Raw genomic sequence first — 13,930 nt, forward strand, 5'->3', positions numbered from 1 at the left:
ATGAGTGAGATCACCACGCCAACGACAAGGGGCCCTGTCTCGTCACCACACCCGCTGACCAGCCCATTTCACCCACCAGCACAGGATGAAAGAGGCTCAAGTGAGCTCTTTCAGCGTTGCCGCTCCAGAGTGAGTACGGCTGCCGCGATTGACGTCATTCGATTCGGGCTGCATCGCGCCTTGCGGAAGATCCGCCATCGTTTGAGGAGTGCCGGGCCGCGCTCAACCGCCGCCCGGGCCTGGGACAACGCTCGGTTGACGGTCCGCTGCGTCGGGGACAGCTCGCCTCTGGGCGGGCGTCGCCGTGGCATGGTCACCCACGGTCCCGCGCCGATGTAGGCACAGTCAGCCAGGATCGCTCCTTGGCGTTCGCAGATCCGGATGATCCGGTGGGTGCGGGCGGCGGTCAGGTCGTGCGTGCGGCCCGGCAGTGCGGGCGAGATCCACAGCAGTGCGCCGGCCGGGTCGGTGACCAGCTGCAGGTTCACCCCGTGCAGGCGGTGCTTGGCGGAGTAGCCGGCCCGGTCGCACTCCGCGAGGGTTCCGTCGAGCAGGACATACTCCGGGTCGGTCTCACGTAAGACCTTCAGCAGTCCCGGGGCACGCTCGGCAAGCAGGCCGATGACCGCGGTGGTGTAGGCGTGTGCGGTACCGACGGAGATCCCGAAAGCGGCGGCGATCTGGGACAGGGGTTCGTTCTTACGCAGGTACACCAGGGCGACCAGGGCACGCTGGTGCGGAGGGAGCTTGCAGCGGCGGTCACCCCTCGCGGGTGATGATGAGCATGGTGACCCACTCGACCAGCGCATGCGGAAGGTCGAGTACGGCAGGATGGCGAATCAACGAGGCACCTGCCGCTGACGAGTTGAGACTTCGAACACCTCCCTCAACGGCGCGGGTGCCTCGTGCGTTGCGACCTCGACGCCGTCACCCCCATCGGTGGCCACTCTGAAACAGCTCAGTTCGAGACCGTCGGATCGAGACCCCCAGGTTCGGACTCGTCAACGCGGTGGTTCGCATGGACGTGAGCCATGGCACGGGGATTCACAGTGCCGTCGGGATAGTATCGAAAGTCTCCGTTGGGGTTGAGTATTCGCAGAGGTCGATACGCGTTGGTCGACGGGGACTGCGACTGGAGCTCATCAGATGTGAGATTCACCGGGATGGGCGGCGTCTTTGCTTCCGGCCTGTAAATCTTGGCAACGAAGGACCACAGTTTTGAAGGGGCTCCCTCGGCAGCCTCGATCACATGCCGCAGATAATCGCCCCCTATTGCGCTCCACTCGCGAAGCACGGACAGCGCCAAGCCTTCTTTGATATGGTCGGCGTAGAAAACTTCCTGCGTGAAATCCATGTGACGCACTTCACCCGTGGTCATGTATTCTACAATCCATTTGTCGAAATGCATGCCATCATTCTCCGCATACCTGACACGCCGCAGCAATGAGCCGTCCGGCCCGTACAGCAATCGCATGCTGTCACGCTCGATGGGCTCCAGCTGATCATGCAGCGACATCCACCCCGTGGCCGTTTCGACGACGTCAAAATCGAAAATGAGAGCGGTGGCCCCATAGCGGGTTTCCAGGTTTTCCTGTTCAACGCCCAGTCGGTAGAAGACGAAGTCCGCGTTACCCAACTGCCGGGAATCCCGGCTAGTTGTTCTTCCTGACAGGAACCGGGCTCCGGAGCGGCGCAGCAAGTCATCACGCGAAGAAATAATACCGCTTTGTGCAATCACATGAAAAGCGTTGGTGGCATGTATCAGACGTAGCGGCATGTCGAGAAGCATACGATATACGTCACGCGTTTCGCTTGCTTCCAGCAGCCCGGCCGTTTCCGCTCGAAGACGCTCGATATTCCTTTGTGACATTTCAGCCACAATCGACGGAACTTGCAAATTGGCATCCCGCGCAAGGGTCGGTGCCCACTGTGTTCCGCTAGCGATAGCAGCGTAGGCCCTGCGAGTCCGGTAGGTCCGAATATGATTTACGAGACCACTCAGCATCTCCGTCGAAATTGGCCTCTCTCGTGCCGCAGATCCACTGGGATCGCCAGTCCTCAGGAACTTCAACACACCTCGCGCTGCGGAAACAACCGGAACGAACCTATTGCGGATCTGATACATCCCGCCCAAATGCGCTGTACGCACAACGAATCCATCAAGCGCCTCAGCTACACGCTGAACGCTGCTTTCGAACTTCGAAACAGTTCCGGGCGACGGAAAACCGGATTCTGCAACGTGGGCGATCAGTGCATGCAGGTCCGATTCGAGCGATGTGGCGTGTGAAAGTATCTCGTCCCCAGTCCACACGATTCGCTGCGAACGCCAAGTGGGGCGCTGTCGCTCACTCCTGTCAATCACTTCATAGGCGTACGACTGGATCTTCTCTGCGAGTTGCCAGTTACCAGATCGAGAGATGCGAAGAACGAGCGAACCTATCTCCTCCTGCGACAGATCCTCAATGTTTACAACATCAACTGGCGTTTCATTGTTTCCTTGTCGGCCATGAGGATCAACCGGAAGCCCATGCGACACCTCTTGCCATTGGCCGGAAATTTCTTGAACCAGTAGGTGACTTTCGTCGCCCAGTTCTCTCCCGTGCGTGTCGTGATGCTCAAGGTTCTCCTCGGCCGCAGCCGGCTGCTCGCCCCGCCTCCGGGAGAACCGCTCCGCCCCGCTCAGCCGCCGGGCATCGTCCGTGCCGGCCTGACCGGTCGGGCCGCTGGTGGCCGCGGCGTCGGCCGGTGTCGCGCCGGGCGCCGTGGGTTCCTGGGCGGCGTGAGCTCCCGGACGGAACGTGTGCCACCGCGCGAGGCGGTTCTCGCTCTCGGGAGAGCGGAGGTTGAACGTGCTGTCGGTCGTCCCGTCGGGTCCGAACACCGTGAGCCCGGTCCCGTCGGCGACTTCCTGGGCGTAGGCCAGCGGCCGGTCCCGCTTGTCGCCGACGTCGCAGGCGACCATCACCACGCGGGACGCTCTGCGGAAGCTGCTCCGGCGCTTGAGATAGGCAGCCTGTTCGGCGGGCCCGATCAGGAGGGGACGGTCGCCGGGCCCCGGAATGGTGACGGTGTCGGGGCCTCCGTGGCTGTCCCAGAAGTAGGTACGGCCGTCTTCCGCTCCGGCCCAGGGCAATCGCTGAGCGGACCCGGCCTGCCGGATGTTCTCAGCGGAGTCCACCCACAAGGGCACGTAACTCGATTGCGCGGGCAAGAAGGGCTGTTCGGCCTCCTCCTGGCTCAGGAAGGAAAGGTCGTGCGCCGACCGGCCGATCGGCCGGTGCGTCTCGTGGTGGGGAATGGGCTGGGTGTGCAGAAGGGCGTCGGGGACGGCTTCGCCCTTGACCGTGATGACCGCGTCCGGTGCCACGTCCTGGCCCAGATCCTCGGGGTGGCTGACCGTCCAGGTGCCCGCCGGCCGGCCGTGTACGGCGGCGAAGGTGACCACCCGGGACACCACCTCGCCGTCCCGCCGGGCCGTACGGAAGTCCAGCGCTCCGCTGAACGCCCAGACGGGCCGGTTCGTCCGGGCCGCGAGCCGCCGGGGAAGCACCGGGTCGCCCGTGGAGCCGTGGCTGATCAGCAGGACGACCGGGCCTTCGTCGGTGGGCGGCACGAAGTCGCCGACGACGTCGGCGAACTCCCGCTCCGACAGCTTCCCGATCGTCCCGTCCTGACGGGCGAGGAGGAACTCCCGGTCGTCCGTGGCCCTGGCGACGACCAGGAAGGGCCGTTGACCGGGCGCCAGGAACCGGCTCCACGGAGTCGGCGCGTCCTGGCCGAAGGGTGCCTCGCCGATCAGCTCGGACGTGGAGTGCCGGAGGACCTCGGTGTCCACCACGTGAGCGAGGCCAACGGCCCGGTGGCTCTCCGGCACCAGATCGACACCCTGCGGCGCCCCCTGCCCGGGTATGGCCCTGTAGGCGATGTCCCGTGCGGCCCCGTCCTCGTGGTCAAGGCCGGGCACGGCTCGCAGCACCGGTTCCGGTATCGGGAGACCGGCGCGCTCGGCGAGGTCACGGAGGAACTCGGCGCGTCCTTCGGCCCTGTCCCTCGACGTGTCGTCCCAGTAGGTGAGGGTGACCTCCTCCACGTCGTTCCAGCCGAGTTCGCCGACGACGACGGCGCCGAAGTGGGCCCGGGGATACAGCCGGTTGCCGAAGTGTGCACGGCTGTGGTCGATGTCGTGCCGGAACCGCGTGGCCTCGCCGACGACCAGGCGCACCGCCTCCGCGTCGCCCTGCGCGAGGAGGCCGTGCAGTGAGGAGAGGCCGAGACCGTAGCCCGAACCGGTGTCCGGCCGGGCTTCGGGGGTGTGCAGGGCACGCCGGCGTACGGCGTGCTTCCACCGCACGGCCAGCCCGCTGTGCGGTGTGGCGCCCGCCGCCTGGTGCGCCACGGAGACCAGGGCCGCCGACAGGCCGGCGGAGCCCCTGCCGAGCAGGTCGGGCAGGGCGGCACCGGGCTGGGCGTCCAGGGCGCGCAGCAGCGTGTCGGCGTCCGCGTTGCTGACCACTGCCATGGCGGACGACGCCAGGTACTCCTGGAAGATGTGCTGCAAGGTCTCCCCGTGGACCCTCTGGAAGGGATAACGCGTCCCCCACTGGGCGTTGAGGTGCCTCAGGCGGGCGCCTGCCGTCTGGAAGTGGTGCGAGAAGAGCTGCCGGGAGCGCTGCTCGGCGGCGACCAGTGCGGCCCGATGCGCGGGGTCCGTTCCACTCAGGCCGGGCCCGATCAGTGCCGAGAGGGTGTGCACCGCTTCGAGCGCCGACTCGTACCGGAGCGAGTGCCGGTCCACCTCGGCCGGATCTTCGGCGTCGTGAAGGCTCCGTTCCAGCGCCTCCCTGCCGCTGTTCACCTGAGCTCGTGCGGTCTTGAGCGCCTCGTGCGGGGAGCGTGCCGTCAGCGCGTCGGCGATCCACGTCCCGAGCCCGTTCTCGCGGGGACCGAGGCGGTGCTCCCACCTGCTCGCGTGCCGCAGCGCGGCGTCGATGCTTGCCAGCTGGTCGTTCAGATGGCGTTCCTCGTTCTCCAGGATCGGCCGTACCCGGGTGCTGCTCCGGGGCACGGACGCCAGCCGGTTCCTGGTGTCGGTGAGCCACTGGGCGCGGGCGGTCCTGCCCTCCAGCAACTGGGTGGTCGGCCGCTTCAGGAATGCCTCGAACGCCTTCGGGTCCCAGGTCTTCCGGCCGGCCTCGGCCAGTCGGTCGGCGAGCAGCCGGGTCCGCCGGGTGAAGTCGTCGGCGGACGTTCCGGCGGATCCGGCCGCCGGGTCCGTCTCCCGCCGTTCGACCGTTTCGGCGAGCGCCAGCAGCGACCGGACGGCCTCGCGGTGCGCGGTGAAGGGGTCCGGCCGGAAACTGCGGTGGGCGGTGCGGTCCTCGGGGAAGGAACCCCTGTCGGGAAGCGGGGCGAAGGCGTCCGGGCCGGGACCGGCCGGCGCCGATGCGCCGTGCGCTCCGGCCGTGGCGTCCGGCCCCGCGCCGGGGGCGTCCGGGCCGGTGACCGGCCGGGCGGCCACCACCAGGGTGAACGGCCGCTCGATCCCCAGTCTGTACTTGGCCATGCTGTGGAAGCTGTCGTCCGCATGGCCGCCGATGAGCCGCAGGGTCCAGACGGTCTCCGGCACCGTGATGCCATGCTCACGGGCGAGGGCGCGCAGCGCCTGGACGGCTTGCCGTTCCTTTCCGGCGCGTTCGATGCGGGCACGGTGGACGGCCGCGGCCGAGTCGGACGGGAGGGCGCGCGCCGCGCGCAGCTCTTCGAGGGTCTCGGCCACGCGGAGCGCGGCGATGGCCGGAGCGTCGTCAGCCGACCGCTCCCTGAGCCGTACCAGGTCGGCCGCGAGGTCCCGGTCGGCGAGGGCCCGTGCCACCATGTCACGCAGGACGTTCTCGGACCGGGCGTGCTCCAGGGTGACCGTCGAGGTCCCGTCCTCGCTGACGAGCATGACGGACGCGAAGTGGTAACCGCTCGGGTTGTGATCGGCGTCGGCCTGGACGGCATGCCGGCCGAGCTGGTCCGCGCTCTCCTCCTCGGAGGCGATGGACTGCACGAGGTAGCCCTCGCCGGGCGTCGTGGCGAAGGCCGCCTCGTTCACCCCCACGCGCTGGGCCATGGCCGGCAGGGTATGCAGGTTCAGTTGGTAGGACTCGTAGAGGAAGCCGGGGAGGACGACGGGTATGTCGCTCTCGTCCGGCTTGTCGTCGGCAGCCGTCCGCACCACGTCGGCCGCCCACCGGGCGTCCGGGTGGTGGGCCGAGTGCTGCCCTTCGTCGACGAGGTCGAGGAGGGACGCCACCAGCTGGTGCGCCTCCTGGGACGGCGTGCCGTCCTCCTGGCTCAGGGGAGCCGACACCAGTGCGCCGTGCGCGTCGCGGAAGACCGCGTGCCCCGGCGGCCCCCCGAGCGCCTCGGTGGCCGTCTCGTAGGAGGAGAGCCCGGCGCCGGCCTCCGCGTCGGACTCGGGCCGCACCCGGTACAGAGTGCGCTCGTGGCCGCCGAGACGCAGGGTGAGGAACACGTCGTCGTCCAGCACGATCCTGATCCTCGAACCCGCGGCCCGCAGGGCACGCTCGGCGTTGTCGGCCGCGGCCCTGGTCGCGAAGGCCACCTCGGTCTGGTCGCGCAGGCTGACGGCGAGGGAGCCGTCCCGGGAGAAGGCGAGCTCGGGGTCGCCGCCGTCCCCGCCGGGGTGCAGCCGCGCCGCCAGCCGGAGCACGGACTCCCGGCCGTCCGCGTCGCCCGCCTCGGTGACCGCCAGGTCGAGGCGGGGTGTCTGGTGGAAGACTCCCCGCGCGTCGGTGCCGCCGCCGTGGACGGTGTACTGGACCCGGGGGAGCGGCGCTCCGTGGCCCGACACCAGGCCCGTGTACACGGAGGAAGTCGGCGCCGTCGCCGAGTGCGAGCCCTCGCCGGCCGTGTCGGCGCGGGACTCCTCCGGCGCGCCGTCGAGCCGCGTCCCGGCGGGCCCGAAGTCGCCGTCGGACGGGAAGCCGCCGCCGGCGGGCGCCGCGGCGGACCGGGCGGATGCCGTCGCCGGGCGGGCCGACCTGGTCGCGAGCGGCACGGCCGGCGGGACGCTCGGGGCGCTGTCGTCGGCCGGCGTCTCCCCCGTGCGCGTGCCGGACGGCCGCGGGACGGTGTCGGCCGTGGTGGCCGTCGACGCCTCACTGCGGCTCTCTGAGTCAAGCGGCTGTGGGTCGAAGGTGCCCCAGGCGCGGCCCTGTTGGACTGTGGACTCGCGGTTGGTCGTGTCGGCGGCGGCCGTCGCGTCCGAGGCGTCGACAGTGCGCGTTCCATCCCGGTCCGGCTGTCCCGCGGCCGCGTCATCGCGCTCCGCCGGGCCGTCACCATAGGTGTCGCGGGCGGCCTCCGCCAGGGCCTGTGCCGTGGCCGGTGCGGGATCGTGGGTGTTCAGTGCCCGCTGGAGTCGGTCCCGCTGTTCGGGAGCGAGGGTGAGCTTGGCCAGTTGCTGCTTCAGGACCTGCTTGTAAGGGTCCGGATCGACCTGCGCGGTGAAGACCGTGATGTTGGTCCGGCGTGCGGGCGCCCGTACGACGACCGGGTCGCTGTCGTCGAGGGTGAGCAGGACTCCGTCCTTGACATGCACGGTCGTCTCGTCGATGACAGCGATGGACTGGTCCGTCGTCAGGCGCAGATCGGCGTGCACGCCCATAGCGGTGCCGGAGCGGCCCGCCGTGGCCGCGTGGAAACGCTGCTCGGCGTCGTGCCGGGTGGTGGACAGCGCCACGAACGACGTCGCGTCGACGTCGTCCGCCCGGGGGAGGTCCGCTTCGCCCTTCGGGGCCAGGAACAGCGGTTCGCCGGCGTAGTCGGTCCGCCGCTGCGGCAGCCCGTGCACATGGTGGGCTGTCAGGTTCCCGTTGATGAACGTACCGATCTGCTCCGCCACCGCCGTGCGGACCGTACCGCCGAGGATCTGGTCGTTGCTGATGTACACGGTGCCGCCGCCCGGGGTGCGGAACCGGTGGAAGCCCCCTTCGTCGACCATGGGCTGAGTCAGGCCGCCGAACCGCACGGTGCGCCGCACGGGCCCCGGCGCGGCACCGGTGCCGGGCGGCAGCGCAGGTGGTGTCCGGTCGGTGTAGCGCCAGGTGTTGTACTGCTGGCCCAGCCGCCACGAGAGCCGACGGGCGGCCGGCTGTCCGTGGGTGAGGTAGGAGGCCGCGATCTGCGGACGGAAGCTCTCCAGCAGCTCCGCCAGTGGCTGCGGCCCGTTGTCCTCGGGACCGGCGTGCGGCGGTCGCTGGTGGTCGATGGCCACCCGCAGCTCCGCCCAGGCCAGCGCCGCGGCGCGGTCCCGCGACGGGGCCGCTTCCAGCACCCGGAGCGCGGTCTCCGTGTCCTGCCGGTGCGCCGGCGACTGCTCGGCGTGCGGGAAGACGCCCCGGCTCCAGGAGAGGTCGATGCGCGGGCGCATCGCGTTGAAGAAGGCGGCAACGTTCTTCCCGGAGCCGCCGACCGGGTCGCGACCCAGCACCGCCGTAAGGAATCCGCGGACGAAACCGGCCTCGTTGTAGGACACCCCGCTGTAGGTGGCGGCGCCCTGCTCCAACAGGTACCGGTGACCGGCCCCGACCTCGGCGGCGTTCACGGCGTAGGCCGCGAAGACCTCGGTGTCCGGATCGGTGATCCGGTGCGTGTGCTCGAAGAACAGCCCGCCCTGGAAGGTGTCCCAGAAGAACGTGGCCGCCCGGGGGTTGAGCTGGCCGAAGCGGACCGTGACCAGCTCCGTGTGGCCCGGCACCCGGACCGCCACGGCGGGCTGGCCGCCGGGCCCCGTCAGTACGACGACATCGGCGTCCTTCACCGAGTGGTCGGTGGCACCCTCCACGTAGGCGCGCAGCGGCTCCAGCATCTCCCGGGCTGCCGTCCAGCCCGCCGCGTACTCCGCGCGCAGCGTCCCGTAGCGCTTGCCCAGCTCCAGCGAATAGGCGCGGGCCGCCTCCTCGCCCGCCACGTCGTACCGGTGCGCGATGAGGGTGGCGAAGTGCTGCAGCAGGTCCCGCTGCCGCTCCAGGGTCTTCGTCGGGGGCCCGGAGAACACCGGTCGCTGGTGGTCGATGAAGGTCTGCGCCAAGGCCCAGTTGATCGCCTTCGTCCCGGGATACCTGTCCGCCCATCGGTGCGCTTCCAGCAGCGCCTTCCGGTCGGCCGGGACCGGCTCCAGGAAACGGGGGTGGTACGCCCAGTCCCGCCGCGACCCGGGCCTGAGCTGCTCGGCCAAGGCGGCCGGAGAGAAGGTCTTCGGGTCCCCGACCTCCTGGCCGGTTGCGGCCTGCACGAAGCCGCGCGCGAACACCACGCAGTTGTACGTCAGCAGGTTGTAGGGCCGGGCCGAGTTCTCCTTCGCGTACTCGTACGCCGCCGCCAGTTGGTCGGCGTTGACGCGGTAGGTCGCGAGGACCTCCGCCTGGAAGTCGAGCAGAGCGTCGGGGCGTTCCTGGGTGACGCCGCCGGGCAGCGACTTCATCACCACGTCCATGTTCAGCGTCTCGGTCTGCACGGTGAACCCGAAGCTGACCGCCTTCTCCTCGTCCGGCACCCGCACCGCGATGAAGGCGTGACCGGTCTGCTGGGTACGGACGGTCTGGACGAAGCCGTTGACGCCCGGGTAGGCCATCAGCAGGACGTCGATGTCGGCCGAGGTGCGGTCCTGAGCGGTTTGCGCCCAGCGCCGCACGGGTTCCATGAAGTCGTCGAAGGTCTGCAGTCGGGGGTCGACCGGCCGCCGCCGGTCGAGCTGGTCGTTCTCCTGGCCCCAGCCCAGCGGCTCCGCCCGGCCCAGCGGCTCCGCCCGGCTCGGCCCGGCCTCCGGCCGGCCTTCGGGCACCGCGGTGTCCTCGTCGGTGCCGCCCGCCAGTCCGGTCGTGCGCCGTGTCCCGTAGCGCCCGGCCAGTTCCCGGGAGAGCGCCCGCGCCGCGTCCGTGCCGTCGGTGAGCCGGCGGTGGCTGAGCAGCGTGACGAAGGCGGCCAGCAGATCGCGCCGCTCCGCCGCGGCCGGGTGGTTGCCGTCGACGTACCAGGTGTGGTCGGCGGACACCTGCTGCCGCGCCCACCGCTCGGCACTCGCGAGGTCCCCGACGCTCCTGGCGAGCAGTGCGTGCTCCGCCGCGTCCAGCGCCGACCGGTCCTCGGCGGTCAGCCGAACCGGTCCGAGCCTGACCGCGCTGGAACCGGCCGGGGCGACGACGTCGCCCTCCTCGGAGAAGGTGACACCCGCGGCCCGCGCCCGCTCCGCCGCCGCGTCCGCGTCCCCCTTCGTGCCGCGCAGCAGCCGCTGGGCGATGACCGCCACATGCTGGTCGGCCGGGGACAGCGCGGTGAAGTCGGATGCGTGCTCGTCGAACCGGGCGACGAGGCGCCCCGCACTCCGCGGGTTCCCGCCCACCGCCGTGTAGGCGTCGATCACCGCGGTGACCAGCGGGCCCGGCAGCCGGCGGTCGGCGCTGGTCTTGCCCCACATCCGCTCGAACATCCGCAGCGCGGCGGCGTGGTCGTCGTCCGTGCGGACCGGGCCGCCCGCGGTGTCCTCGGCGGCGATGCCGTTGAGCGCCGTGCGTCGGGCCGCGGCGGGCAGCTCGGCCCGGTACCGCCCCGGTCCACCGTCACCGTCGCCGAACAGACCGTCCTGGAAGGGGCCGAACGACTCGTTCTCCATCTCGCCGACGCTCTGGAAGGGGCCTCCGGGGGCCGGAGGCGGGCGAAAACCGGGGGGCGGCCCGAGCGGTGCCGGGCGCCGGGAACCCGGAGCCGGAGGCAGGGGAAAACCGGGCGGCGGCCCGAGCGGTGCCGCGTGCCGGGAACCGGGAGCCGGAGGCGGCGGAAAACCGGGAGGCGGCCCGGGGGGAAGAGCGGAAGCCGTGTTTTTGGGGTGAAACGTGACCCAGCCGCCGTCCCGGACGAATGCCAGATTCATCGTCACACTTCCGGTCGGAGCGTGTACGGCTACCTGGACGACATCGGCCACCTCCTGGGCGACGCTTGCGGCAGTACCACCGGACGGATCCACGGGGTTGGCACCTGAGTAGCACACGGCGAGGACCACCGAGGACTTGCCCGAGAAACTCGGCCGACGCCTGATGATTCCGCCCAGAGTCGTCCCGCTGACGGAATGTTCGGTTTGGTTTTTGTCAACCAGGTCAACCGATCCGGGGATTCCGTGAGCTGCGAAGAAATACGGATTGTCCGTGCTTCCCCGTGCTCGCCAGGGAAGGATCTTGTTCGCACTCACCGGCACCGCTGGGTGATCGGACCTGGTGCCGTGCCAGTAAACGGCGGTCTCCCAACGGGACACACCCACGATACGGGAAAGTTCTCCCCCCTCGGTCAGCTCCTGATCGGTGTGACTCGCCCGTCCCATGATCCGCCCGCGGCTGTCCACGACGGTGTAGGAGGCCAGCGCAAGGTCGCTGAGCGGGGGGCCTGCCATGTTCCTTCTGTTGGAGTAGACGAACACGTCCCTCGACGTGGCGGCAGCCCGTGTCGCGGTGTCGGACGGTCCGCTGTAAAGCCATTGACCGGGGCGGCTGTCACTGCCCGTACGGTGCTGGACGATCCATTGACCGGCCCCGTCCACACCGGGACGCAGGGTGACCGGAAGGTCCGAGGACCACACGCCCTTGCCGGTGCGGGCGGCGATGATCCGCGGCAGCTCCAGGCCGTGCGCACCTCCACCGGGGATCACCAGGACGAGTGGGGTGTTCGGGTCGGCGGTGGACAGGAAACGGTCCCCCGTCAGATGGTCGGCGAACTGGTGCGGACTCAGGTACCGACCGCCCTGGGGCGTGTTGACCGGAATGCCCTGGGGCGTCAGGTCGGCGACCAGGAAGAAGGGACGACGGCGACCGGCCCATGGAGCAGTGACCGGTGCCGCGGCCAGTTGGTAGGGAATGGCACCCGGCACCATCGGCCCTGTGAAGAGCACGAACCCGTCCGGGTTCGGGGTCAGCACGGCCCCGGGCCGCTCCCGGCCCGCCACCCGGAAGTCCAGCCCGCTCACCGGCCCGTTGACTCGGCCAGTCGTCGTCAGGGGCCTGGTGATCGGCTCTTCTCGCTGCCCGGCTCCCCTGCTCAGCCCGTGCATACCCGAGACCAGCGCGTCGACCGAGGGCCCGCCCTGCGGATAGGAGCGCCCCGGACCACGGCCGGACTGCACGGGCGAGGTATCGGCGTCGAGGAGCGCGAGCGACTCGTCCCGCACCTCGCCGGCGCTCTGGAAGGGCCCTCCGGGTACCCGGGGCAGGGGGAAGCCAGGAGGCGGTCCGGGCGGAGCCGGGCGCCGGGCGCCGCGCCGGGAACCGCCGGGAGGCGGAAGGGGCGGAGCCGGAGGCAGGGGACCGCCGGGAGGCGGAAGGGGCGGAGCCGGAGGCAGGGGACCGCCGGGACGCGGTGCCGGGCGGCGAGTGCTGCGGGCGGGGCCTCGGGGGGTGCCGGGAGGCGGTCCGGGGGGAAGAGCGGAAGCGGTGTTTGCGGGGTGAAACGTGACCCAGGCCCCGTCCCTGACGAAATCCAGGCCCGTCGCCACAACTCCGGTAGGTGCGTGTACGGCTACCTGGAGGACATCGGCCACCTCCTGGGCGACGCTTGCGGCAGTACCACCGGACGGATTCACGGGGTTGGCGCCTGCGTGGCACACGACGAGGACCACCGAGGACTTGCCCGAGAAACTCGGTCGACGCCTGATGATTCCGCCCAGAGTCGTCCCGCTGACGACATGTACGGCCTGGTCTTTGTCAACCAGGTCAATCGATCCGGGGCTTCCGTGAGCTCCGAAGAAATACGGGTTGTCCGTGCTTCCCTGTGCCCGCCAGGGGAGGACCCTGTCCTCACTCACCCGCAACTGTCGTCCACTGCGCTGGCTGGTCAAGAACCAGTGAACGGCGGTTCCCCAACGGGACATGGACTCGACCTTGGAGGAACTGCCGCTCACGGCGTTCAGGTCCCGTTCGGTGTGACTCGCCCTTCCCACGATCCGCCCGCGGCTGTCCACGACGGTGTACGAGGCCAGCGCAAGGTCACTGAGTGGAGGACCTTCCGTGTCCCTTTTACTGAAGTAGACAGACACGTTCCTCGACCTGGCGGCGGCCAGCGTCGCCGTGTCGGACGGTCCGCTGTAAAGCCATCGACCGGGACGGCTGTTGATGCTGGTGCGATGCTGAACGACCCACTGATCCTCACCGTCCTCATCGGAACGCAGGGTGACCGGGAGGTCCGAGGACCACACACCCCTGCCAGTGCGCGCGGCGATGATCCGGGGGAGCTCCAGGCCGTGCGCACCTCCACCGGGGATCACCAGGACGAGAGGGGTGTTCGAGTCGGCGGTGGACAGGAAACGGTCCCCCGCGAGATGGTCGGCGAACCGGTGCGGACTCAGATAGCGAAGGCCCTCGGATGTGACGACCGGGATGCCCTGCGGCGTCAGATCGGCGACCACGAAGAAGGGACGATGCCGACCCGCCCACGGAGCAGTGACCGGCGCACCGGCCAACTCGGAGGGAATGGCACCCGGCACCATCGGCCCTGTGAAGAGCACGAACCCGTCCGAATTCGGATTCAGCACGGCCCCGGGCCGCTCCCGACCCGCCACCCGGAAGTCCAGCCCGCTCACCGGCCCGTTGACTCGGCCAGTCGTCGTCAGGAGCCGAGTGATCGGCACTACCCGCGGCCTGGCTCCCATGCTCAGCCCGTGCATACCCGAGACCAGCGCGTCGACCGAGGGCCCGACCTGCAGATGGGAACGCCCCGGACCACGGCCGGACTGCACGAACGGCAGCGGTGCGTCGGGCAGATCGGCTGGATCGTGGGTGTCGGGCACCTCCTGGAGCTCGCCCGCGCGTACCGACTTCAGCCAGGCGCCCGCCCACTCCTGCCCGGTGGGGAGCATGACCTCGCGACGCCAGTTGGTGAT

At 69.9% G+C, this 13,930-nt stretch carries 2 protein-coding genes and 1 pseudogene; 1 reads left to right on the forward strand and 2 read right to left on the reverse strand.

Annotated features, from left to right (window positions below):
* Positions 1-110: 110 nt before the first annotated feature.
* Positions 111-843: pseudogene (locus IE94_RS36450) on the reverse strand (transposase).
* A 115-nt stretch (positions 844-958) separates the two neighbouring features.
* Positions 959-12,223: a hypothetical protein gene (locus IE94_RS0133210; protein WP_157849423.1), complete on the reverse strand. Its 11,265-nt coding sequence runs from the start codon at positions 12,221-12,223 to the stop codon at positions 959-961.
* Between the two features lie 1,485 nt (positions 12,224-13,708).
* On the opposite strand from IE94_RS0133210, the gene IE94_RS40690 reads away from it, so the two are divergent.
* Positions 13,709-13,930 (forward strand): hypothetical protein (locus tag IE94_RS40690; RefSeq protein ID WP_209441105.1); only part of this gene is annotated, 222 nt, incomplete at its 3' end.

This window comes from Streptomyces violaceorubidus, assembly GCF_000717995.1.
Lineage (GTDB): Bacteria > Actinomycetota > Actinomycetes > Streptomycetales > Streptomycetaceae > Streptomyces > Streptomyces violaceorubidus.